The sequence below is a fragment of the Psychrobacter cibarius genome (genome assembly GCA_030686115.1).
GTDB lineage: Bacteria > Pseudomonadota > Gammaproteobacteria > Pseudomonadales > Moraxellaceae > Psychrobacter > Psychrobacter cibarius_C.
Genome location: CP131612.1, coordinates 2,904,722 through 2,928,758 on the forward strand (window position 1 = coordinate 2,904,722; position 24,037 = coordinate 2,928,758).

Below are 24,037 nucleotides of genomic sequence, written 5' to 3' on the forward strand. Positions count from 1 at the left end.
TCTACTCCATTACTTTACGAATGATATTAACCAATCCATTTTCGTCAACAGGCTTTGCCATATACTCTTTAGCGCCTTGGCGTTTTCCCCAAACTCGATCGGTTTCCTGATTTTTGGTACTGATCATAATCACTGGAATATGCGCGGTGGTTTTACCTCGAGTAATTTTGCGAGTGGCCTGAAAACCGTTCATCTCAGGCATAACCACGTCCATTAAAATGACATCTGGCAAGTGATCAATGGCCATCTGGCAACCTTGCTCACCATTTATCGCTTCTAATACTTTAAAATTATGTCTGGCAAGCATGTCGCGAAATTTCGCCATCTCAGATGGTGAGTCGTCAATGACTAAAACTGTAGTCATAGGAATTTCCTTTATTTTCGAAAGTATCCATAAGGATATGTTGTTATATTATTGAGACAATCCGACTGAAAGTAGCACGCCAACCATGAATGGCAGGGCAATTCTCTTAACAGTTTCGATTAAATATTGAGCCGTTATTAGTAATATTTTATCAATACTAAATCTCTTAACCGTAATGCCTAGCCTAATTTATCTGATTCTATATAAAGCATAGCAATGCATAAATCATACCAACTTGTAAGACGATATTTAACGATATATCTACAAGCGGACTTATTTATATTAGCGGTACTGATTAATTGCCTCGAACAGCTCATCTTTACTAAATGGCTTGGTCAGATACTCATCTGAACCCACAATACGACCACGCGCTTTGTCAAATAAGCCATCTTTAGACGACAACATAATCACAGGTTTGCTGGCATAATCAGGGTTGTTTTTTATTAGCGCACAAGTCTGATAGCCATCCAAACGCGGCATCATGATGTCGACAAAAATAATATCTGGATTGTTATCGACAATTTTTGCTAAAGCATCAAAACCATCAATGGCGGTCACAACTTCGCAACCCGCTTTTTGCAATAAAGTCTCTGCGGTACGGCGAATGGTTTTTGAATCATCAATCACCATTACTTTTAAACCATCAAAATTATTTTCCATTATCAGTGTCCTATAAACGACTATTTATTCTTAATACCATCCATCAATGCAAAAATTTAACGGTTATTTCAACTTGTCATATCATCCATTATTGGACTGATATGAGACGCTAAATTTGCATTACCATATGTTATGACAGTCGACATATCATCTGCCAGTATCTGCCTGTCAAACAGAGCGTCAACATGGGCTACTATACGCACTTTCTAGTTAATAAGCTTACTAAATTGCGCCAAACCTATGGCTTTTTAGACGACTTATTTTGCTTTTATTATCGTCCACTGCAACCGTATTTGGTCTAAAACAAGGTAAAGTACCTTTTATTACTGATGACCTTGACGATAAAAGAGGTAAGCCCGAAGCAGAAGAACCATCAACCTTATGATATTTCTGCATTATATAGAAACGCTTGGCACATTGCTGAATAATTTTCTTTTGTGATAAAAATGTATCATTGTATTTTGTTATGTTTGTTTTAGCACAGTTAACGACTAATTTCCAGTTATGAGTAGGCCAATATTCGAACTGATCAGTAATATAAAAATTTGTTCAGACTTGCTGTCACTCCTACCTTAGCTAATGACTGGATTTAGCCGCCTTAATGTCAGCTGTTTATTAAGTTTTCTGCACTTATTTCACCCAGTTGCAATTCACTATATAATAAAACGATGACTACTATGGTGACTGCTATGACGGCTTCTAAATTTTTAAAAAATAGCACCTATCTACTGAGTGCTTTTCTTCTTGCTGCCTGTCAGCCATCACCGCCTACCAATGAGCCTGTGACTGCAGAAAACAGTGAGACTGTAGATACCCCTATCGTCATTACCGACGATAGTGTGACCATGACGCCAGATCATATATTGAGCATAAAACCTTCACGTTATCAGCCCAGTCTTGGTTTACAAGGTAAGATCGAACCTATCAAACAGACTAAGCTTATCGCTGCATACCCCATTAACGTCGAAGAAATACTGGTTACTGAGGGTCAATGGGTAGAAAAAGATATGCCGCTGCTTATTGTTCGACGCGTGCAATCAGAAAGCAAAACAGCAGATGCATCCAACCCAGCCAAGAAACAACCTTCAGAATCGAACAGCGTTGTCCCAGATTCTGAGATGACGAACGATGCGGTTGATGTAAAGCAGACACACTCACAAAAAACAGACGCTAGCTCAAAACCCAATCAGCCTACAGTAGAAAATGGTGCAACAACCACTAAAAACGACCCAATTGCTAACAAAGAAGAGGCAGCAGCAAACGCCACAGTGGGCGCTCCTAAAAACGCAGTCGGCAACCTTAAAAACAATTACCAAACCAGCGCTAATAGCACGGCGAGCTCAAAACCGCAGCAGAATCAGTATAATTTGATCACTGTGCGTGCCAGTTTTTCTGGCCGTGTAAAAAACTTATATGCCAAAGCAGGTCAAAAACTAGAGGCGCGCACGCCTTTATTACAGATTAGCGATGAAACTAAATTACACTTTATCGCGACCCTACCTATTCAAGCAGAACCGCAACTTTCGGTTGGTCAGACTGTCAATTTTACAGTTGAAGGTATGTCGGAACAGTTCACAGGACAAGTCAGTAAACTGACCGCGACCAGCCAGCCGAAAAAGCTGTTGGTCTATGTTAACGTCATTGACAATGAAGCAAGTCGAGACAAGTTATTGCCAGATATGAAAGTCACGGGGCGGGTTAATTACGGTCAAATAGATGTGGGCACTATCGTACCTAAGCGCGCGTTGCACGATGTTGACTTGACAGAATTACAAACGTCACCATATAAGCCTCTGTCACCGTTGACTGCTAACGTGTGGATTATTGGACAGGATCAGCGCCTGACACGCCAGCCTATTGAAGTAGTCGAATATGACCCTATCACAAAGCAGTATTTAATTGCGGGTATTAGCAACGATAGTTTGATTTGTTTGGCTGATTTACCGGCTGATGCTAAAGGTAAAAAAGTCAATGTCTCATAGCTATGCATGCCGACAGTTACATTGTGTAGAAACATTAACAAAGCCTCTCTTGTTTTGTAACTGCGTTATTAGGCAATATGACCGTATAATATATAGCATTAACCGAGTATTCTGAATCATTGGTATTAAATGATTCAATATCTTGAGAGTTTGAGAAATCTTAGAAAGTTTGAGAACCTAGAGGCTTAATCGTTTAACTGTTTAAGATCCTAAAATCAGCGATGTATTTATCGTGATACAAAATATCAAAACAGATGAAACGTTTGGCCAACCATAACAACAACTAGAGGATAACCCATGAGCAAGCAGATTTTATTAATCGAAGATGATCCTGATCTAGCTGAGTTAATCAGCGATTACCTGACCATGAATTATTATGACGTCCATCATGCAGGGCTTGGTCAAGAAGGGCTTGATTTATTGGATGCCAAAGAGCGTGATATTGATTTGGTCGTGCTTGACTTAATGCTACCTGATATGGATGGTATGCAAGTGTGTCAAAAAATTCGCGGCAATAAAAACAACATGACCAATAAAGTACCAATTATTATGTTGACAGCGAAAGGCGATACCACCGATCGCGTGCTAGGTCTTGAGATGGGTGCTGACGATTATATATCTAAGCCTTTTGAGCCACGCGAGCTTCTCGCTCGAATCCGTGCTGTTATTCGCCGTCATGAGCAGCCCAATCAAGCAGATAGCCAGTCTGACAGCTTGACCTTTGGTCGTTTGAGTGTCTTTCCTGACAGCCATGAAGTGACCATCGACGATGAGCCTGTTCGTTTAACGACGCATCAGTTTCAATTATTGCATTACTTTGCCACCCATTCTGGTAAAGTATTGAATCGCGAGCAACTGTGGCAAGCCATGCCCAATGATGACAGCTCAGATAATATCGATCGCGCGATTGATGTTCATATCTCGCGCTTGCGTGCTTTAATTGAAGATAACCCACGCCAGCCAAAACGTATTATTACGGTACGCGGTGTTGGTTATCAATTTGCCACTGATCAGGTTTGATCACAAAAGCGGCAAACCAATCGATAAAAACCATACTTCTGATTTTTTTATGCAAATTAGAAGTATGAGTCGATATAAACGGCTGATAGTAGAGATGGTTTAATGCAGCAGTTGGGATTTCGTTCGGTATTTGCCAAATTATTTGCCAGTGTCATGCTGGCACTTATTTTATTTGCAGTGGCGATGGTGCTGTTGACGCAACTTGTGCACGATAAAGATGCAAGTATTCGATCAGAAGTATTGGCCACTCAGATTTTAGGACAAATAGACCCTTTCTTACATGAGCTGAATATCTCTGTTAGCGAGGACAATCGCTTGCAAGCGCGCTTTATGCTAGCAGTGGTCAAAAAGAGCTTTGATATCTTTGATGAGTCATTGCAGGCAAAGATGGGCTTGTATGACAGCGAAGGTCGATTGCTAATGCAAACGGATAACAGCGATTTGCCGTTGGAGTTGCCCGCACCGCCCTCTTTATTTTCACGCGTTTTTCCCTCTCTCGCAGACACCTCCCCTACCAAGCAAGCTCAGGTTTATAGCAGCACCGGCTATACGCTTTTGTATGAATCACGCTTACCGCCTAAAAAACCAGTACTCTCTTCTGCGCTGAATTTATTTACTGGCACACTACTGCTGTTACTTATTATGGCAGGTGTCCTATGGTGGATTGCTCGTACCATCACTTGGCGCATCAATCAAATGAGCCAGCAGATGGCGCAACTGGGTGATGGTGATTTTACCGTACGGGTGAATGCTCGTGGTAACGATGAGATCGCCTCACTAGCGCGTGGATTTAACCAAGCAGCACAAAAAATCGAACACCTTATCGATGCCAATAACCTGCTCTTAGCACATGCTTCTCATGAGCTACGTACCCCCATTACTCGTATTCGCTTACAGATTGAGATGATGGATATGCTCGCAGGGGCGCTACCAGCTGATACCAAAGCAAAGTTTGATAAACGTGCGCAAGCGATTAACCGCGATTTGTCAGGGCTCAATGATTTGGTAGAGAGTATCCTACTGGTGAGTCGTTTAGACGCCGGTCATGCCTTGCAGCAAGTTGAAAGCTTAGACTTATACGATCTGGTGAATCAAGAGCGGCAACATTATCCTGAAGCGACGCTCATTGGTGAACATATTGTGATCGATGGTCAATCATCAATGTTGACCCATTTGATTCGTAACTTGTTAACTAATGCCATGCTACACGGCAAGCCACCCGTGACGGTACTATTGTATGGTGTGCAAACTATTGATGAAGCAGATACCATACCTGATTACCTGCTACAAACGATACTCTGCAGTAGCTTTGCCGATTATAATAGCTCTGATTTTGACTCCTATCACGAACCAATCGATGTCAATGAAAACGATACTCATATTCATACGCAGTTAAATGATTCTTCTCATATTACTGATAAAGTTAAATCTGAAGCCCCAAATACTATGACTGTGTTGCCAGCACCACCGATATATAGAAACGGAGAAAATATTGCGGTTGAGCATGATCTCAATTCCGATACCGATGCCGATGTGAATATAGAGACTAAAATCGATAAGGCTGATATTAATAATACCAACAGCGACATTGACTCTATTGAAGCCCACGCGACCTTAACAGAATCTACTTATGCGGATAGTATTCAAACTGACTCAAGCACTGCAACAGACTTAGTCCACCGTAACGATACAGCTGGAAGCACCAGTGCGTCCTCATTGATTGCTAATTATCATAACTTTACCAATGATTTGACTGACAAAATTAAAAAGATGGTTTGGAAAGCAGTTCCTGACACTGAAGAGTTGTCTGCAGTTATCAATGACGCTAAGAGTACTGCCTTGAATGATGCAATTCCTAAATCCAAAGGTGCCATAATAAATAAAGGTGGCAATACACGCGACAAGGGTGATGCTCAAAACAACACTCAAAATCCTACGGAAGTACTCAGTACACCGCGCAAAGAAGGCTTGTTTGCCAAGCATCTAAAAAAAGCCAAGACCGATCCTGTACGCCCATTACCGAAATATGCAGTATTGGCAGTGATTGATGAAGGCACGGGTATTCCAGAAGACAAACGTGAAGAAGTATTTAGCCCATTTGTGCGGTTGCAACAAAAAAATAAAGGCTCTGGACTAGGCTTATCGCTAGTATCACAAATCGTTACCGCCCATCAAGGGCGCATCATTACTGATACGTTGAATGGACATACCAGGTTTTTAGTTGTTATACCAGTCAAGCACGACCCACATTATCACCAGCATGACTAGGACGTGCCTTCAGTCCAATCTATTAACCCTTAAATGGCTAAAAATGGCTAAAAATGGCTAAATTTTGCCAGACATCGTCAAATAGCGTATCAATATCTCGATATTATTTGTGCTACTTTCCTTGTTTGACGGCGATTTATCTCATTTTTATCACCATTTTTAAAATAAGGACACGACCTAGTCAGCGATGCTATAGTAGATTCAATTTAAAAGTAGTACAAGGCAACCGAGTGTAGATGTATATTTAATACTTCAAGCGAGGTTAACGCAGTACTACTTTTAAATTGAATCTACTATATAAGGTGCTATGAACAAACACTTCATTCTACTCGATCATCGTGACTCACATTCTACAAAACCCCTCTTACTAATAGCTATTAATCATAAGCCTGTCACGGATGTTCATATCCAAAGTGCTCGATAATATGCTATATTAGCGCCCCTTATTATACGGTTATTAACGGTTGTTTCTTAATTGGCTTCTTACATTGTTAAAGAGGCCCGACAGCGCGTTTGTGACTATTAAAAAAATTATTGAATTTTGAGCCCTCCATGAATGACATGATTGTCTTAAACAATGTGACCAAGAGTTTTTTAAGCGACCGATCAATCAAAGACAAAGATGGCAAACCACATTGGTTTACTGCCGTTGAACCGACCTCGTTATCTGTCCAGCAAGGCGAAATCTTCGGCCTAATGGGATACTCGGGTGCCGGTAAGTCTACTTTGCTACGCCTAATTAATATGCTTGAGCGTCCAGATGCCGGTCAAGTCATCGTCGATGGCACTGACTTGACCACATTGTCTGCCAGTGAATTGCGTATCGCCCGGCATAATATTGGTATGATTTTTCAGCAATTTAATCTGATGTCCAATCGTACTGTTTTTGACAACGTGGCCTTTAATTTAACCGTTTCAGGATATCCGAGCCGCGACATTCATAAACGAGTCATGGATTGCCTAGAGATTGTTGATCTAACAGACCGCGCTGGTCACTACCCTGCGCAGCTGTCAGGCGGACAAAAACAGCGTGTCGGTATTGCCCGAGCGATTGCCCCCAGTCCTAAAGTATTATTGGCTGATGAGCCAACCAGTGCGCTTGATCCTGCGACGACTCGCAGCTTGTTGACTTGTCTACGCGATATCAACGAACAACTTGGCGTCACCATTGTGATTGTGACTCATGAGATGAGTGTCATCCGTAGGCTGTGTGATCGCGCCGCATTACTGCATCAAGGTCAACTCTTGGAAGTTGCAGATGTGAGAGACGGTCTGATTCAGGCGACCACCCCGATTGGCAAAGGCTTAGTGCACGAAGACTAATGAGGCAGGAGAAATAAATATGTTAACTGGTAGTGAATTGTCCGCCTCGATAGACAAGCTGTTTGCCCTGCGCAAAGAGATTGTGAATGCGTTTATTGATACATTTATTATGCTTGGCATCTCAACGACGGTGGCGATTGTCATCGGTGGGTTGTTTGGCGTATTTTTGTTTTTATCCAGTGATCGACAGTTTTTGCAAAACAAAACATTGTATGGTCTGCTTGGTGGTATCACCAACTTCATGCGTGCTTTCCCATTTGTCATTTTGATGATTGCCATGAGCCCATTTACGAAGGCTATCGTTGGCACGGGTATTGGACCGATTGCGGCCTCATTGGTACTCGCCATTGCAGGTTCGTTTTATTTTGCCCGTTTGGTCGAGCAAAACTTACGTGAAGTGCCACGCGGTATCATTGAGGCGACCGAGTCTATGGGTGCACGTCCTTTGACCATTATTAAAGTCCTACTCAATGAAGCACGCTCAGGACTGGTATTGTCCGTGACGATTCTCTGTATCAGCCTGCTCTCTTATTCAGCAGCGGCGGGTATGATTGGCGGCGGTGGTCTGGGGGATTTGGCCATTCGTTATGGCTACTATCGCTATCAAACGGAGGTGATGATTTTTATCGTTATTGTCCTATCAATAATGGTCGTCTCCATTCAAGCATCGGGTAATTGGTTGGCTAACCGGTTGGATAAACGATAGACAAAAGACTCAGACAAAGCCTGTTAACGCTAATATGAATAATACTCAGGGTTTAATGCCGATTCATCCTAAGCAAAATGCTTGACTTTGTTACTGAGACCCTTTAATTTTGATACTAACTTAACAGTCGTTAACTTAGCAGCATTACTATCCCTAATGTTGCTTTTTTAATGGCCAGCGTTTGCCCTCCATCCCATCCCTCTTATTAAGGAAGCTCCATGAAATTAACAGATATCAGCCGTCAGTTAGCGACTGCATTTGCTGCCGTTGGCATATCAAGCCTAGTCTTAGTTGGTTGCAACAACTCATCAGCACCAGAAGCAACTAAAGAGCCTGTTACTGAAGGCTCAACAGCAGAGACTGCCGCTAGCGATATCGATCCTGAGCATACCAAAATCGTCATCGGTACCACCGAAGGTGACTTCGCTGATATGGTGCGTAACCAAGTGAAAAGCTCACTGGAAGCGCAAGGTTACGAAGTTGAGCTGATTGCTTTTACTGACTATGTACGCCCAAACCTTGCCTTGGCTGAAGGTGATTTGGACATCAACATCTTCCAGCATAAGCCTTATCTTGATACCTTCAAAAAAGAAAACAATCTTGATCTGGTAGAAGTTTTCCAAGTACCTACTGCCCCACTTGGCATTTACTCAGGTAAAAAGACCACGCTTGATGATGTTTATAAAGGCATGAGAGTCTCTGCACCAAATGATCCAAGTAACTTTGCTCGTGCGCTGGTGATGATGGATGATCTTGGCTGGATCACGCTAAAAGACAATATTGATCCGCTAACGGCATCAAAAACTGACATCGCTGATAACAGCAAATACGACATTGAAATCATTGAGTTAGAAGCCGCTCAATTGCCACGTGCTCGTGATGAAGTCGACTTTGCCGTCATCAATGGCAACTATGCCACGGATGCTGGTATCAAGCTGACTGAAGCGCTATTTCAAGAGCCTAGCTTTGCTTATGTCAACTGGTCAGCCATCAAATCAGCAGATGCTGGCAAAAAATGGGTCGAAGATGTGACCAATGCATATAACTCAGAAGCCTTTAAAAAGTATGCTCATGAAACTTTCCCAGGCTATAAGTACCCAAAAATCTGGGGCTCTGATCACAGTGCGCACACGGATACCGCAACAAAACCTGCCCCTGTAGAAGCTGCTGCTCAATAAGCTCTTAAGCCAAAAACACTTAAATCCAAAACACTTAAATATCGTCTTCGTCCCGATTGTAAACGCCCATTGCTAGATAGTGATGGGCGTTTTTTATGGACTCGATTTTACGATTTTTATTTTTTAACCGCTCGCTGCTGTCTATCTATCAGTTACTAAAAATGACGTTACAGCCTGTTTGTCCTTTGTAGGAAAGCGTCACGTGCCCTTTTACTTGCTGCCAATTTTTTCTATAGTGGGTAGGTCAAATAGAGAAGGTGATCAGAATATTGATGATTCGATGCTCTATCAATAAATACATAAATAACAAGGATAATAAGATGCGTGCTAAAACTTATAATATTCGTACCGCTGGACAAGCAAATATTCCTGTACTAGGGCTTGGTACATGGCAATCGACCGGTCAAGATTGTGTTGATGTCGTCAGCCAAGCGTTGAAAATGGGTTACGAGCACATCGATACCGCTCAAGCTTATGGCAATGAAAAAGAAGTTGGTCAAGGTATCAAACAATCAGGTGTATCTCGGGATAAATTCTTTTTGACCACAAAGATTTTTCCTGATGATATGAAGTTTGAGCCTGAGAAATTGATTGCAGCCGCTAAACGCTCTTTAGCAGATTTAGATACTGATTATGTTGATTTGCTACTATTGCACTGGCCGGATGACCGTGTTCCTTTATCTGAAACCATTCCTGCCTTGTGCGAACTACAAAAACAAAGTTTGACGCGCCATATCGGGGTCTCTAACTTTAATATTGCCAATATCATTGAAGCTGAGAAATATGCTGATGTGCCGATTGTGGTCAATCAGGTTGAGTTTCATCCGTTCATCAAGCAAAAAACCTTGCAGACTTTTTTGAACAATCACCATATTCTACTCGAAGCTTATTCACCTCTTGCTCGCGGTGATGTATTTGATAATGAGATTATTAAAGAAATCGCTGACAAACATAATGTCACGCCAGCACAGATATCATTGGCTTGGATTCTGGCAGACAAGCATCGTATTGCTATCCCAAAGACTGCTAACCCTGATCATTTACAAGGCAACTTAGACGCTATAAAAGTACAATTAAGTGCGGATGATATTGAGAAAATCAGCAGCTTAGCGCGTGCTGATGGGCGCAAAATTAAGCATCCAGATTACTCGCCTGAATGGGACGACTAAGTTCTTGTAAGAAACTATCGAAACTTATTAGCACTAAAATTCATGTAAAAAAAGAGCCGCTAATAATATATTAGCGGCTCTTTTACTATGGTATGGACTATATAACTACTGCTGTAGAGTATCCGTCTCATGCACCTTTTCAGCAGGATTATATTGCTCAGAAGGAGGCACTACACCGCTTCGGTTGTTTTCTTTCATTGATTTGGCCACTTCTGGCGGCATGTAGTTTTCATCATGCTTCGCCAAGACTTCTCCAGCGACAAAAGTGTCACCCTGCATCTTACCTGTCGCGACGACGCCTGAGTTTTCAGCAAATAAATCTGGCAAAATACCTTGGTAAGTCACTGGTACTGTCGATTGAAAGTCCGTAATGGCAAACTCAACGTTTAGTGGATTATCTTCTGCGCGCTGGACACTACCCGCAACGACCATACCGCCTGCTCGAATACGCTTATCTTGTGGTGCTTCACCTTGTGCAATCGCGGTAGCATCAAAGTAGTAATCGGTCTGTTGCCCAATGGCATAAAGAACCAATACCACGGCTATCGCCGCTCCTGCAAGCGTAAACATAACCCACATCAGTTTTTTGCGACGAACTGCGTTCATACCACTACCTCATTGATGAGTCACTGTTTTATAAACTATAGTCAATGCCATACAAATATATAAAACAGAAAAATTTGAAGAAACTACCATTAGAAAAACGTTCTAAAAATGTCTTTCTAATCGTACTCTTCTAATGGCTATATGGTAGCATTTTTCGGACAAATCAATAAGCCCAATAACCTCTGTGGCAGTCACCTCTTTATCAAGTGCTAAGTTACAGATTGAGTGGCTAAAAATTAACGGCTAACGCTAGATAGGACGAACCTACTAGCTAATTAGGCTGCTTGGTGACAGGCATAGTTGTTTTAGCAGTACGCTGTGCTTGCCGCGCTTGCTGAATGGTCAACTGCTTGATTAAAGCCTGTCGTTGTCTACGACTATAAATAACAAAAGCTAGCATCATACCGACAGTAATTGCCCAGCATGACCAAACAAAAACACCATGCTTACCCATGGCAAGAAATTCAGATACGCTATAAAAGTAAGGCTGCATAATATTTTCCTAGCCGTGATTTTTTTTGGCGACAGTCATTAACGTCACTTAGCTTGCCCGCGAATGTATTCTTTGACCCACGCTTTGCCTTGATCACGATACAAGATAAGGGTATTGGTACGATAAATCGCTAATGTTGCCACTAATAAATAACTACCAATAATCATCAGTAATAATGGCATCCACATATCTGCTGACATCTTAGGCGCGGCGGTCAAAGTAAAAGTCGAGCCTTGATGCAAGGTGTTCCACCACTGTACCGAGTACTTGATAATGGGCAAATTTACTGCGCCAACAATAGACAAAATGGCGGCGGCTTTACCACGATTGGCAGTATGCTCAAACGCGGCAAATAACGCCATCACCCCCGCATACAGAAACGCCAAAATGAGCATAGAGGTCAAACGTGCATCCCAAACCCAGTAAGTACCCCAAGTGGGTTTCGCCCAAATAGAGCCCGTGATTAAGCTAATCACACAGAGCAAGAATCCTAGCGGAGCAAGCGCCTGTGCCACCAGACTGGCGGTCTTAATTTTCCAAACTAAAAAAATGACCCCGAGCACTGCTAAGGCAAAATAGATGGAAATAGCGATACTGGCAGCGGGTACGTGAATAAAGATAATACGGTAGCTATTACCTTGTAGGTAATCAGGCGGCGCAAAAGCGAGACCCCAGATACTACCGATCAACAGGCAAATACTGGCTAATATCGCCAGCCACTTGACCCAAGGCGAAAAAATTCGAAAAAACTGCTTGGTACCCACAGTGGTCAAAAAGCCTTGCCAGATGCGCTGCCACAGGCTAGGAGATGAGACGTTATTCAGGTTGGGCATGGGAATAAACCTATTGGCACAGCGTATTGGTTGTAACCGATATAGCGCATCATAGGCGCGACTACCTGCTAACCTGCTGGCGTTAAACACTGGATAGAATCTACAAGTGATTGTTTGCTTAGTTAACTGACTATTATAGCAAAATTGCCAGTTTTCAACATGCTGTTAATACAAAGGTTTTTTATAGGGGTTTTTATAGGGGTTTTTATTACAAACTCTCAATACAGAGAGTTGTACACAACTTATGTCGTTTTTAATTCAACCACGCCATTTTTAACGTCATGGCAATCACCCATGGCATCACCAAAACCGAGATAATACTGCCTGCTAATAATAAAGCCAGTATAGGTAAACCATTGAGACCAGTGGCAAATAAATCAACCGCTCCTGTGGCAAAAATCAACACTGGTAACTGCATCGGTAAGGCAATCAAAGGTACCAGCACCGCACCATTCTTTAATGATAGCGTTAAGCTACTCGCGACCGCTGACAGCATCAACAACATCGGACTGCCCGTCACAATAGAAGCCATCAATATCCACGCCTCAAACCAACTAAGCTGAAACAAAGGCACGGCAAGTAAACTAAGCGCTGCCACAATACCACTACTAAAAATCCAATGGATAACCAAACGAATCAATACCCATAAGGGCAATGATGCTTTGGCAACGACCAATTGCGCCAGCGTGCCATTATCAAGGGCAGGCTTAAACAAACCATCGACACCCATGACCAGTGACAATAGAGCGGCAATCCAAACCGCCGATACGCCAAGGCGTTGCAATAGCGCAGGCTCGCTACCCACTGCTAGCGGAAATAAGGTGATAATAACCAAAAACAGCACTAGCGGATAAAGCCACTGCACGGCGCCTTGCTGTTTGACTTGCCACTCGCGCCGCCATAGCTGCATAAAGCTGATACCACGCACCGCAGCTAAGTCAGCATTTGAGCTTTTATTCACTGTTTGTACTGGACCGTCTGTTTCTATCATTTATTTGCTCTTCTACGGATGCTTGGGACACTTATACTGAGAGTATGCAAACTAGTATTCAAACCATATAATCGGACAAATCGAGCACTTGATTGGCAACACCAACTGCCTGATGACTGGTCATTAATATAGCGCCGCCAGCATTGGCAAAATCGCACAATCTGTCTTCCATCCGCGCTACCATATCGACATCAAGGGCAGTAAAAGGCTCATCAAGTAGCCATAATGGTGTCACTTCAGGGGTCAATAAATATAATCGCGCAAGGGTGATACGGCGGGTTTGCCCAGCAGATAAATGACTTGAGCTAATCGTCTCAAAGCCTTGTAATCCGACCCAAGCTAAGGCGTCATCAATATCAGCAACACTTGGGCTGATGCCGTATAAATTCAGCAAAAAGGTCAGGTTTTGCGCGACCGTCAGATTTGGATGTATACCCAACTGGTGTGACACATACAAAGGCTGAACCGGTAAACTTGCTGTTCCTTGATAATAAACCTCACCGCTTAACACTGGCAATAACCCAGCCAGCTGCATCAGTAAAGTGGTCTTACCAGTACCATTGGCACCAATTAAATGGCAAATGCTACCAGCTGCCAGATTGAGTACAACCCCTTCACATAGAGGGGTTTCGCCGCGCTGAACGGTCAGCTCATCAAGCGCAAGTAAGGCGATATTCAGAGCTGTCATCAAAACCTCTCATTATTTATTAAGCGGCAGTCAATATTCATCAAAAACACAGATGACGTTCATGGCATAATACTTTATGCTTACCCCACCCACACAGTATAACAAATTGTCGATTATTATGACCTCAAAACCTATGCAGACTTCAAAAGATAACCAAAATTTAGATATGCCAGCGCTAACCATAGATGGCTTAATCGAGGCACAAGTTGCCTTTATGCAGCAATGGTTACGCACACAAGCTGAACCGCTGTCGATGGAAGCGTGGCAATGGTTTGCTGCACAGCCATTGAATAAATATGTCAGCGCCGATGATTTGCAACAGCTGATTAATGACTGGCTACTAAACCAGCCGATGACGGATGTGATACGTAAAGATATTCGAGATATCTTGCATACGATTATTTATCATCCAGTCAATGACAATGTGCCGTTGTCTGAGCTGGTGGATGACACTCAAGTGCAGACCCTAGCCAACTATGTCGGTAGCCACGATCAGCAGCGTAATATCTTGATTCATACGCTGGTCGGCAACGAGACTTTTGCCGATTTGCTAACCCAAACACTATATCATGCCATTAACGACTTTATGGAAACCACGCTGGATAAAGCAGGCGCTGCTGGTAAACTCATGAAATTTGGGCGCAGCTCTTTTGAAAAAGCGACCAATAGAAATCTTGATGAAAAACTGCAGGCGTACTTGCATCGTAATATTAAAGATTTAGCACGCCGCGCAGAAGCCAATGCGCAAGAGCATTTATCAAATGACGAAGTCGCGCGATTACTAATCACTGGTTGGGCGCGAATCAAAGACCAGCCTGTCAGTCATCTACAGACTTATCTGCGTGATGAACCTGACAACAGCAGTATCGGTCATATCGAAGCCAGCATTCAGCAAAGCTATAACCGCCTGCGCCAGTCACCTTACTTACACAGCCTTGTGGCAGCGAGCATCGATACTTGGTATGGCAATCATCAGTCAGATACTATTGCGACGGTAGTTTCGAGTCTTCGTATTGATGAGCAAGCCATGACTCAATTGAGTACAGCGCTATTACCTGTGGTGCACGATGCCATTGAAAGCGAGTGGTTGACAGCACATACTCGTGAAATGTTACAAGCGTTTTATGAGCAACCGAATATCAAAAAAGGCTTAGCATTTAATGCCTAGTCATTTACTGTCTTGATGTATTTGTCTCAATTTTCCATATCATTCATTTATTTGACAGCACCATACTTATGAGTCAACGTAATACACTCAGCTTGTGGCAAAAACTCAAACAGTTACTGACTGGTTCAGCAGCGCAGGCTGATGAAATTGATATGATACAAACAGAGCCTCACGACATGTATAGTAGTGATACATATAGTAGTGATACAGATGATGAGGATACTAGTGACGCTCATGATGATACCGAAATCGATTCTCAATCTGATGTCAAAAACACAGGCGAATATTCAGAAACTGACGCCTTTAACTCGAGTGCCAGTCAACACGAAGCTAGCGACACGCCCATTATCGATTTTCTGAAACAGTACTTTAATGATAAGCAATGGCACTATACTCACTATCGACCCAAAAGCAGTGGCAACAAAAACAATGACCGTCAGCAATCGCATCACTTATCGCTTAGAATGCGCAATAAAAGTCTCGATTGCGGCTATTTGTTTCGCGTGCAAGAAAACAACAAGCTGCTGGCCGTCTATGGAATTTTGCCATTTTTGATACCAGAGAGTCATCAAAGCGCGGCGATGCTACTGATTACTCAAATAAATTATGACTTGCTAATCGGCAATCTAGAAATGGATGTCAATGATGGCGAAATACGCTACAAACACGCTATCGATGTCGAAGCGGTAGGCATCGGTAATGATGTTATCGAGCATTTATTACAAAGTGTCATCGCGATGACCACGGTCGCGAATGAGATATTTAGTGATTTGATCGATAATCAAAACCCTGCGGAAGACTTACCGACATTGCTGACCGAGCTACGTCAACAATCAGATTCTAGAACCTTCTTTTTGCCAACGCAATTTGTGCAGTAATGAACTGACTATCATAGCTATCCGTAGCTTTTACAATGTCTCATCAGTACCTTACTTTCAAAGCGCTTAAACCTATTTATCCTTAAAATACTTTTCAAAAAAGACATCCTCTAACACTATGCTAAAAATTGCTTACTCTGATATTTTTCGATATTCCGTGCCGGAAAAACACCGCTTTCCTATGCAAAAATACACCATGATTCCCGAGCGGCTATTGGCTGAAGGCACTATCAGTACCGACAACTTTTTTGCCCCTGCCCGTTTGAGCGAAGATGAGATTTTGACCACGCATACTGCGGACTACTGGTATCAGCTGAAAACTCAGACATTACCACGAAAGGAAGCGCGTGCCATTGGCTTTGAAATGACACCAGAGCTGGTAGAACGTGGGCGTTATATTGCTCATGCCACTTATGAATGTGCATTATATGCGCAGCAATATGGCGCGGCGATGAATGTCGCAGGTGGCACGCATCATGCGTTTGCTGATCATGGCGAAGGGTTTTGCGTGTTTAATGATGTTTGTATCGCGAGTAATTTATTATTAAATCGTGGACAGGCGCAAAAGATTTTGGTGGTTGATTTAGACGTCCATCAGGGCAATGGCAATGCCAGTATTATGATGGATGAGCCACGCGTTTTTGTGTTTAGCATGCATGGCGCAAAGAACTATCCATTTCGAAAGCAAGTATCAGATTTGGATATTGAGCTAGACAATGATACTGGCGATGCGGAGTATTTGCAGTTACTAGAGGCGACATTGCCACGTTTGATTAGCGACGTTGCGCCAGATATGATATTTTATCAATCCGCTGTCGATGTCCTTGCCACTGATAAATTAGGAAAGTTAGGGCTGACGATAGAGGGTTGTAAAGCGCGTGATGAATATGTGTTACGCCAAGCAAAAGCCGCTAAAATTCCTATCGCTATCGTGATGGGTGGTGGCTATTCAGAAGATATCGACGATGTGGTTGAGGCGCACTGTAATACCTTTCGTTTGGCGCAACAGATATTTTTTAATGAAATAACAAAATAATGCGCGCATAAAATAGCATCTAAACAGCCAAATGCCTCGCGAGCTATTTTACAAAAATGCTATAACTCCCTGCCAGCCGACACGAATACCAAGCACGGTAAGTATCAATAAAATAAGCTGACGAAAGCGCGCTTGGGGCAAATAGCGACGCAAGCGGATGCCAACTAAAAGCGCAGCAATCGATAGTACACTAAGCAGAGTAATCAGCTGCCATTCACCACTGCTGAGCGCCATAATAGGCTCACGTAATACGATAATTTGGGCAATTTTACCCAAAAAATAGCACATGTTGCCGACTTTGGCGATGGTATTTTTATCATCGCTGGCAGACAGTAGATACATCATCAATATGGTCGACATAGCATTGGTCGAGCCACCAATCACCCCTGCACTAAAACCAACGATGATTAACACAGGCTTGGTAGCAGGTAGACGGAGTTGCTTACCAAGCAAGCTGCTTATGACGTAAAAACCAATAACCGCTGCCAATAACAATAAAATATAGGCGCTATCGACCCATAGTAAGAGCTTCGCACCTAGAATACTACCGAGTAAGCTGGTCAACGCCAGTAACCAATAGCGCCTGCCGTAATAGATGAAATTTTGCCAGATTGTGCGCCCGCCACCCGCGAGCCAAGTCATGGCATTAAGCAATAATGACGGAAAAATGACCAATACAATAGCATGTGGTAACGGATAGATACTAGCAAGCGCAGTGGTCGTCACCAACGTCACACCTAGCCCACTAATACCGTGTAGCAGCGATGCCAGCGCAAAGATTACCATCAATAACAACGTCTGGGTGCTATCACTATCCATCATATTAGCCATAAACATTAAGACCTAATACCTGGATTAATAGTGACATAACTAGGCATTGTGACCATTGTGGCGTTGCCATATTGTCTCGCCAATGATGCCAGCCAACTGCTCGGCAATCTTATCTTTGCTCGCCTTCTCAAGTGTGACGCTATCGTGCTCATAACGCTCTGAGAAAAATACCTGCATGGCATTATCATCGCTCGCAAAACCAATATCTACTCGGGAAACATCATTACAAGCGATCAAATCTAGATCTTTAGACACCAGTTTGCCACGAGCATAGCGCTCTATATCTTGCGTTTCTGCCGCAAAACCAACGACAAACAGCGCTGGATGCGCAAGCGAAATCGTCGCTAAAATATCAGGGTTTTTGACCAAACTCAGCGTCATCGCATCTTGGGTTTTTTTAATTTTTTGCGGGGCAGCTTCTTCAGTACGATAATCAGCGACAGCAGCCGTGGCGATAAAGATATCCGCCATTACATTTTGATTATCGCTATGAGCATGCTCCTTATCATCAATCTCATGGCTGTGATTATGACTATGGCTATGATCATCGCCGCAATCACACTCGCCATGATGTTCATGTTGATGGCTATGATCGTGATCGTGTTCGTGATCGTGAGAATGGTCGTGCTCATCTTCAGGCACATACTGTAGCGCACTGTGCGTACCATCCACGCACTGCTGGGCTGCTATCAGCATCTCTTTAGCCGACAACACATCAATACGTGTGACATTCAGCGGTGTCGGCAGTGCCACTTTGCCGCCCGCAATCAAGATAACGTCTGCACCAGCAGCCACGCACGCACGTGCTAATGCAAAGCCCATCTTGCCAGTAGAGTGATTGGACAAGTAACGCACCGGATCGATAGCTTCTACCGTCGGTCCTGCAGTAATTACCACTCGTTTACCTGCCAATAATTGCGGCGTGGTTTGCATGGCGTTAAATAATAACACCTCTGCCAATAGCTGCTCAGGTTCAGGCAAACGCCCTGCTCCCACATCACCGCAGGCTTGCTCACCGCTAGCAGGTTGAATAATCTGATAATTCATATCGCGCAGGGTTTGGACATTGAGATTGACCGCAGGATGCGCCCACATCTGCTGATTCATGGCTGGCGCAATGATGACTGGTGCCGCCGTTGCAAGGCATACAGTTGTCAATAAATCATCAGCCATGCCCATCGCGAGACGCGCAAGCGTATTGGCAGAGGCTGGCGCAATGATGATTAAATCTGCCCATTTGGCCAATTCGATATGCCCCATCCCCGCTTCTGCTTTTTCATCGAGTAATGAGATATGTACCTCATTACCAGTCAAAGCTTGCAGAGTCAGTGGCGTAATAAAAGCTTGTGCCCCTGTGGTCATAATGACACGCACCTCAAAGCCTGCCTTGATTAATAGGCGGGCAAAGATAGCAGATTTATAAGCGGCGATACCGCCAGTGATAGCAAGCACAATATTGGACATAAGCATGGCATCAATAAAAAGTTGAAAGATAAAATTGCGCTTATAGTAACAATTATGAGATAAGTTGGGTAAGAATTTCCGTATTTACGCAATATATCTGACAGCAATCCATTCTCAAGGAGTGACAATGGCGATTAAAGACTGGCATGAAGATGATAGACCACGTGAAAAACTACTAAAATTTGGGGCAGCTCATTTATCTGATGCCGAGATACTAGCGATATTTCTGCGCACAGGTACGCAGTCACAGTCAGCTATCGAATTGGCGCGTCATTTGATCGAGCAATTTGGTAGCTTGGCAGAATTATTGGCAGCGCCGCAAGAGACTGTACTGGCTTGTCATGGTATTGGTCCTGCCAAATACGCGCAGATATTGGCCTCACTTGAGATGGGCACGCGTTATTTGGACAGTCAGCTTAAAACTGGTCACGCACTTGGGCGCTCGCAAATGGTCAAAGACTATATCAGCACTCAGCTGCGCGGGGAGCATCGCGAAGTCTTTGCGGTACTTTGCTTAGACAATGCGTTAAATCTCATTAATTTTGAGATACTGTTTACTGGCGGCATCTCCTCTTGCTCCGTCTGTATCAAACACGTTCTGCGTCATGCCTTGAGTCACGCCGCCAGCCAACTCATCGTCGCACACAATCATCCGCATACCGATGCGACCCCTTCAACGGCAGACAACTTATTAACTTACGAGCTAAAGAAAGCCTGCGATTTAATCGATTTATCCTTGGTAGACCACATCATTGTTGGACGCAATGAGACATTATCTTATGCCGAAAGCTGCTTAGCGCCTTTTGGATAACTGATTACCACTGTTATTTTTGCCTATATGAGAAAATCTTGATACATATAATCGACACAGCGTAGCATTTTAGCTATTGATAGTTATCGGCAACTGTTTCATATTGATGGCTAAATTTGTCTTTTATTTGTCTGTCACTGGTTAGGTAGTTATCAAAGCCACTTTTGTAAAATGCTCAACAAATTAAAATTGATCATAAAATATGCTACAAAATCCATAACGGCTCATTGGTTTAATTTGGTCACCAGACCCTTAAACATCAGCAAAAACAACAACAAGATTTATTCAAATATTTTAATACACACATTTTTCGCGCTTTTGGTTTAGCGTTATAAAAGGAGACAGTCATGGCAATTGGCTTATTTATTTTGGCAATCATTATTCAATTAGCCATGGTTTTGGCCATCTTTTTATTGTCCCTATCACGAGTCACAGGCAGTATCGTTGCCCTAGTTACCGTCCTTGTCACCGCCTTTATCAGTTCTTGGTCGCTCATTTTGGGTATACCAATCGCTTTACTTTGCATCGTTTTGCTCGTCGCCCCTATTCGTCAGTCACTGATTACCAGACCTGTTTACAAGACTTTGGGCGGGGCAATGCCGAGCATGAGCGATACCGAGCGCGAAGCACTAGATGCGGGTACCAGCTGGTGGGAAAAAGAGCTGTTTATGGGCAATCCCGACTGGGGTACTTTTGCTCAATATCCCTATCCAGAGCTGTCAGCAGAAGAGCAAAGCTTTATTGATAATGAAGTAGAAGTGCTATGCGCCATGCTTGATGAATGGAAAATTCAGCATGAAGACAAAGAGCTGTCGCCTGAAGCGTGGCAATTTATCAAAGCCAATGGATTTTTAGGCTTAATCATTCCAAAAGAGTTTGGCGGTTTAGATTTTAGCTCTTATGCACAAAGCCGTATCATGAGTAAAATCGCTTCGCGCTCGCCGACCGCTGCGGTTACCTGTATGGTGCCAAACTCGCTCGGCCCTGGTGAGCTGTTGATGCATTATGGTACGGACGAACAAAAACAGCGTTGGCTACCCGGTCTTGCCAAAGGTGACGAGGTGCCTTGCTTTGGTTTGACGGGCCCAGAAGCGGGTTCCGATGCTGGTGCGATTCCAGATACAGGGGTGGTTTGTTATGGTGCGCATGAGGGCGAGCAAGTACTCGGTTTGCGTATGAACTTTTCTAAGCGCTGGATTACCCTCGCACCTATCGCCACGGTCGTGGGGTTAGCATTCAAGATGCACGATCCTGAAGGTTTGCTTGGCAATCCTGATAAGACCGATTACGGTATCACTTGTGCGCTTGTGCCTGCCAGCCATGAAGGTGTCATCATAGGACCACGCCATAATCCAATTGGCTCGCCATTTATGAATGGTACAGTCGATGGTAAAGACGTCTTTATTCCACTAGATTACATCATCGGCGGCGTCGAAAATGCGGGTCGCGGTTGGCGTATGCTGATGGAGTGCTTGGGCGTTGGTCGCGGCATCTCTTTACCAGCTTTATCAACCTCAGCCAGTGAAATGACGTATCTGTCTGTCGGTGCTTTTGCCAAAGTACGCGAACAGTTTAAAATCTCTGTGGGTAAATTTGAAGGGGTGCAGGACGCGACCAGCCGTATGGCCAGCAACACTTATATGTTAGAGGCGTTCCGTCATCTGGTTACTTGTGGCCTAAATCAAGGCGGCACACCCTCGGTTATGGCGGCAATGGCAAAATATTATGCGACTGAGACCATGCGCAGTGTGGTCAACGATGGTATGGATGTCGTTGGTGGTCGTGCAGTACAAATGGGTCCACGTAACTTTTTGGCCACCCCTTATCAGGCAATTCCAGTATCTATCACGGTTGAAGGCGCAAATATCTTGACGCGCTCACTCATGATATTTGGTCAAGGTGCGATGCGTTGCCATCCTTATCTCTTTGATGAGCTGCAATTGCTGCAAAGCGAAGATAAAGAAGGCGCACTCAAACAGTTCGACACGCTATTTTTTAAACATTTGGGTTATACCTTTAATCGCGGCGCAAAGGCATTTGTCGCAGGTTATGTCGGTGGCAGTAATCATGTACCCAGCTTCGCGGACAGCTTTACTCATCCCTACTACAAACACATCAACCGCCTGAGCGCAAGTTTTGCCTTAACGGCTGATATGGCGTTAGGGTTGCTCGCTGGTGACTTAAAACGCAAAGAGATGCTGTCTGGACGCTTAGCTGATATTCATAGCCATTTATTCATTAGCACTGCTATTTTGCAGTTTTATGAGCATGGTACTAAATCAGCTTCCGAACGCTTGCATGCTGAGGTTGCCTTACAAAATAGCTTATATACCATTCAAGAAGCTTTTGAAGCCTTTTTTGCAAACTTCCCTAATCGTATGGCGGCCAGTTTGGTCAGTTTTGTGACTTTTCCCAGCGGCTCTATCTTTACGCCGCCAAGCGATGAGCTCAAACGCAAGTTGGGCGATGCTTTTATGGATGACTTTGAAGCCAACCCGTTCCGTGATTATCTCAAAACCATGGTCTATTATAATACTGAAGCCGATGATGTCACTGGACGTATGGAACACGCTTATCAAACGTTACTTAGCATCGAACCATTATGGCAGAGGTTTAAAAAGGCTGAACACAAAGACAGTTTTGAAGGGCTTACTTTTGAGGATCATGTGGTATATGCCAGCCAAAACGGCGATATTACCGAAGAAGAAGCTGAAGTGCTTATTCAGTACAACGCCATACGCTTTGACTCATTATTGACTGACGTGTTCGATAAACATTTATTGCATGCTCAGGAGCGCACCAATCCACACAGCCTTGATAATGCCGTACAGCAACTGACGGACTATGCACAATTAAAAAATGACGCGCAAGCCAGAAATGGTATTGCGACAAACATCACAGCTGAAAATGATGTCGACTCTAATGATTTGGGTACGCCCGTCAGTACAGACAAACCAACTGGCGATGCCAACCCCAATCATGGTTATGAGAGTGACGGTGATGTAGAAATGGTCAAAGAGCAAGATACTATTGAGGAGGTACGTGCACAGACCAACTTTGATGAGTCTGAGCCTAAGATCGAAGCACTAGATCATCGCCACCGTGATGCAGAGTCACACTTAAGTGAACGTATGAGTAACAACCATCGTCTGAATCAGCATAATGCTGACGACCTAGAGCCTTCTGAAATATCTGAAGATGCAGAGAATGTGAAGGATAATATAGACAAACCTGCCGCTACTGATCCTAAATGGCAGGATGGTCTACGCCGTGATGAAAGTGACAAAGTCTAAAATAAAAAGCTTTGATAATTCTTAAAATGACAAGCTTTGAAACAATAGGCTTTGAAATAACAAGGCACAAAAGAATCAGGCTTAAAATATTTAAAAAACAATAGGTGTTAAGGCTGCTAGAAGCCTTGCACGATACATTCTGATCATTCACTTAGAAAAGACTGCCCTATTTGAGCAGTCTTTTTTTAGTTATGAATCGCCATTTTTAACCGTTAAGGCGTGTTTGATGATTCAACCATGACACTGACAGAGACTGTTTTTTAGGCAGTTTGACG

The 24,037-nt window shown here is 43.4% G+C and carries 21 protein-coding genes; 12 read left to right on the top strand and 9 right to left on the bottom strand.

Annotated elements, in window-relative coordinates:
- Position 1: 1 nt before the first annotated feature.
- Together Q6344_12390 and pilG are read right to left on the bottom strand one after the other, a co-directional pair.
- Positions 2–364, bottom strand: a complete 363-nt coding sequence (locus tag Q6344_12390; protein ID WLG13385.1) for a response regulator — start codon at positions 362–364, stop codon at positions 2–4.
- A 282-nt stretch (positions 365–646) separates the two neighbouring features.
- Positions 647–1,024, bottom strand: coding sequence for a twitching motility response regulator PilG (gene pilG / locus Q6344_12395; GenBank protein WLG13386.1), 378 nt, complete (start codon positions 1,022–1,024; stop codon positions 647–649).
- Between the two features lie 689 nt (positions 1,025–1,713).
- Here pilG and Q6344_12400 point away from each other — a divergent pair.
- From Q6344_12400 to Q6344_12430, 7 genes are all read left to right on the top strand, one after another.
- Entirely contained in the window at positions 1,714–3,006 is a 1,293-nt protein-coding gene (locus Q6344_12400) for an HlyD family efflux transporter periplasmic adaptor subunit (protein WLG13387.1), read from the top strand.
- Positions 3,007–3,303: 297 nt separating this feature from the next.
- Positions 3,304–4,026 (top strand): response regulator transcription factor, encoded by a 723-nt coding sequence (locus tag Q6344_12405; protein ID WLG13388.1) that lies wholly within the window; start codon positions 3,304–3,306, stop codon positions 4,024–4,026.
- A 102-nt stretch (positions 4,027–4,128) separates the two neighbouring features.
- A complete protein-coding gene (locus tag Q6344_12410) occupies positions 4,129–6,294 on the top strand; it encodes a sensor histidine kinase (GenBank protein ID WLG13389.1) in 2,166 nt (721 codons plus the stop codon).
- A gap of 552 nt (positions 6,295–6,846) precedes the next feature.
- The gene (locus Q6344_12415) at positions 6,847–7,617 is read left to right on the top strand and encodes a methionine ABC transporter ATP-binding protein (GenBank protein ID WLG13390.1); all 771 of its coding nucleotides are present in this window, start codon (positions 6,847–6,849) and stop codon (positions 7,615–7,617) included.
- A gap of 19 nt (positions 7,618–7,636) precedes the next feature.
- Positions 7,637–8,323, top strand: a complete 687-nt coding sequence (locus Q6344_12420; protein WLG13391.1) for a methionine ABC transporter permease — start codon at positions 7,637–7,639, stop codon at positions 8,321–8,323.
- 218 nt (positions 8,324–8,541) lie between these two features.
- On the top strand, positions 8,542–9,501 hold the full coding sequence (locus Q6344_12425; GenBank protein WLG13392.1) for a MetQ/NlpA family ABC transporter substrate-binding protein: 960 nt from the start codon (positions 8,542–8,544) through the stop codon (positions 9,499–9,501).
- A 320-nt stretch (positions 9,502–9,821) separates the two neighbouring features.
- Entirely contained in the window at positions 9,822–10,670 is an 849-nt protein-coding gene (locus tag Q6344_12430; protein ID WLG13393.1) for an aldo/keto reductase, read from the top strand.
- A 105-nt stretch (positions 10,671–10,775) separates the two neighbouring features.
- Here the strand turns inward: Q6344_12430 and ccmE are convergent, their stop codons facing one another.
- The 5 genes from ccmE to ccmA form a co-directional block, all read right to left on the bottom strand.
- Entirely contained in the window at positions 10,776–11,276 is a 501-nt protein-coding gene (gene ccmE / locus Q6344_12435; GenBank protein ID WLG13394.1) for a cytochrome c maturation protein CcmE, read from the bottom strand.
- Between the two features lie 271 nt (positions 11,277–11,547).
- Complete coding sequence (gene ccmD, locus Q6344_12440; protein WLG13395.1) at positions 11,548–11,769, bottom strand: heme exporter protein CcmD; 222 nt, start codon at positions 11,767–11,769, stop codon at positions 11,548–11,550.
- Between the two features lie 44 nt (positions 11,770–11,813).
- Positions 11,814–12,602, bottom strand: a complete 789-nt coding sequence (gene ccmC, locus Q6344_12445) for a heme ABC transporter permease CcmC (GenBank protein ID WLG13396.1) — start codon at positions 12,600–12,602, stop codon at positions 11,814–11,816.
- Positions 12,603–12,855: 253 nt separating this feature from the next.
- Entirely contained in the window at positions 12,856–13,512 is a 657-nt protein-coding gene (locus tag Q6344_12450) for a heme exporter protein CcmB (protein ID WLG15216.1), read from the bottom strand.
- Between the two features lie 139 nt (positions 13,513–13,651).
- Positions 13,652–14,281, bottom strand: a complete 630-nt coding sequence (gene ccmA, locus Q6344_12455; GenBank protein ID WLG13397.1) for a heme ABC exporter ATP-binding protein CcmA — start codon at positions 14,279–14,281, stop codon at positions 13,652–13,654.
- A 133-nt stretch (positions 14,282–14,414) separates the two neighbouring features.
- Between ccmA and Q6344_12460 the strand changes: the two genes are divergently transcribed.
- From Q6344_12460 to Q6344_12470, 3 genes are all read left to right on the top strand, one after another.
- Positions 14,415–15,449: a hypothetical protein gene (locus Q6344_12460; protein ID WLG13398.1), complete on the top strand. Its 1,035-nt coding sequence runs from the start codon at positions 14,415–14,417 to the stop codon at positions 15,447–15,449.
- Between the two features lie 68 nt (positions 15,450–15,517).
- Entirely contained in the window at positions 15,518–16,327 is an 810-nt protein-coding gene (locus tag Q6344_12465; GenBank protein WLG13399.1) for a YbjN domain-containing protein, read from the top strand.
- A 118-nt stretch (positions 16,328–16,445) separates the two neighbouring features.
- On the top strand, positions 16,446–17,363 hold the full coding sequence (locus tag Q6344_12470; GenBank protein WLG13400.1) for a histone deacetylase: 918 nt from the start codon (positions 16,446–16,448) through the stop codon (positions 17,361–17,363).
- Positions 17,364–17,411: 48 nt separating this feature from the next.
- Here Q6344_12470 and Q6344_12475 read toward each other — a convergent pair whose 3' ends face one another.
- Positions 17,412–18,194, bottom strand: coding sequence for a sulfite exporter TauE/SafE family protein (locus tag Q6344_12475; GenBank protein WLG13401.1), 783 nt, complete (start codon positions 18,192–18,194; stop codon positions 17,412–17,414).
- Positions 18,195–18,233: 39 nt separating this feature from the next.
- Entirely contained in the window at positions 18,234–19,658 is a 1,425-nt protein-coding gene (coaBC, locus tag Q6344_12480) for a bifunctional phosphopantothenoylcysteine decarboxylase/phosphopantothenate--cysteine ligase CoaBC (protein ID WLG13402.1), read from the bottom strand.
- Positions 19,659–19,785: 127 nt separating this feature from the next.
- Between coaBC and radC the strand changes: the two genes are divergently transcribed.
- A complete protein-coding gene (gene radC, locus Q6344_12485) occupies positions 19,786–20,469 on the top strand; it encodes a DNA repair protein RadC (GenBank protein ID WLG13403.1) in 684 nt (227 codons plus the stop codon).
- Positions 20,470–20,816: 347 nt separating this feature from the next.
- Positions 20,817–23,762: an acyl-CoA dehydrogenase gene (locus Q6344_12490; GenBank protein ID WLG13404.1), complete on the top strand. Its 2,946-nt coding sequence runs from the start codon at positions 20,817–20,819 to the stop codon at positions 23,760–23,762.
- Positions 23,763–24,037 lie beyond the last annotated feature (275 nt).

Excerpts from the sequence above, each read along its gene's own strand:
- Q6344_12390 (WLG13385.1), bottom strand. The coding sequence starts at position 364 with ATGACTACAGTTTTAGTCATTGACGACTCACCATCTGAGATGGCGAAA.
- pilG (WLG13386.1), bottom strand. The coding sequence starts at position 1,024 with ATGGAAAATAATTTTGATGGTTTAAAAGTAATGGTGATTGATGATTCA.
- Q6344_12400 (WLG13387.1), top strand. The coding sequence starts at position 1,714 with ATGACGGCTTCTAAATTTTTAAAAAATAGCACCTATCTACTGAGTGCT.
- Q6344_12405 (WLG13388.1), top strand. The coding sequence starts at position 3,304 with ATGAGCAAGCAGATTTTATTAATCGAAGATGATCCTGATCTAGCTGAG.
- Q6344_12410 (WLG13389.1), top strand. The coding sequence starts at position 4,129 with ATGCAGCAGTTGGGATTTCGTTCGGTATTTGCCAAATTATTTGCCAGT.
- Q6344_12415 (WLG13390.1), top strand. The coding sequence starts at position 6,847 with ATGAATGACATGATTGTCTTAAACAATGTGACCAAGAGTTTTTTAAGC.
- Q6344_12420 (WLG13391.1), top strand. The coding sequence starts at position 7,637 with ATGTTAACTGGTAGTGAATTGTCCGCCTCGATAGACAAGCTGTTTGCC.
- Q6344_12425 (WLG13392.1), top strand. The coding sequence starts at position 8,542 with ATGAAATTAACAGATATCAGCCGTCAGTTAGCGACTGCATTTGCTGCC.
- Q6344_12430 (WLG13393.1), top strand. The coding sequence starts at position 9,822 with ATGCGTGCTAAAACTTATAATATTCGTACCGCTGGACAAGCAAATATT.
- ccmE (WLG13394.1), bottom strand. The coding sequence starts at position 11,276 with ATGAACGCAGTTCGTCGCAAAAAACTGATGTGGGTTATGTTTACGCTT.
- ccmD (WLG13395.1), bottom strand. The coding sequence starts at position 11,769 with ATGCAGCCTTACTTTTATAGCGTATCTGAATTTCTTGCCATGGGTAAG.
- ccmC (WLG13396.1), bottom strand. The coding sequence starts at position 12,602 with ATGCCCAACCTGAATAACGTCTCATCTCCTAGCCTGTGGCAGCGCATC.
- Q6344_12450 (WLG15216.1), bottom strand. The coding sequence starts at position 13,512 with ATGCAGCTATGGCGGCGCGAGTGGCAAGTCAAACAGCAAGGCGCCGTG.
- ccmA (WLG13397.1), bottom strand. The coding sequence starts at position 14,281 with ATGACAGCTCTGAATATCGCCTTACTTGCGCTTGATGAGCTGACCGTT.
- Q6344_12460 (WLG13398.1), top strand. The coding sequence starts at position 14,415 with ATGCAGACTTCAAAAGATAACCAAAATTTAGATATGCCAGCGCTAACC.
- Q6344_12465 (WLG13399.1), top strand. The coding sequence starts at position 15,518 with ATGAGTCAACGTAATACACTCAGCTTGTGGCAAAAACTCAAACAGTTA.
- Q6344_12470 (WLG13400.1), top strand. The coding sequence starts at position 16,446 with ATGCTAAAAATTGCTTACTCTGATATTTTTCGATATTCCGTGCCGGAA.
- Q6344_12475 (WLG13401.1), bottom strand. The coding sequence starts at position 18,194 with ATGGCTAATATGATGGATAGTGATAGCACCCAGACGTTGTTATTGATG.
- coaBC (WLG13402.1), bottom strand. The coding sequence starts at position 19,658 with ATGTCCAATATTGTGCTTGCTATCACTGGCGGTATCGCCGCTTATAAA.
- radC (WLG13403.1), top strand. The coding sequence starts at position 19,786 with ATGGCGATTAAAGACTGGCATGAAGATGATAGACCACGTGAAAAACTA.
- Q6344_12490 (WLG13404.1), top strand. The coding sequence starts at position 20,817 with ATGGCAATTGGCTTATTTATTTTGGCAATCATTATTCAATTAGCCATG.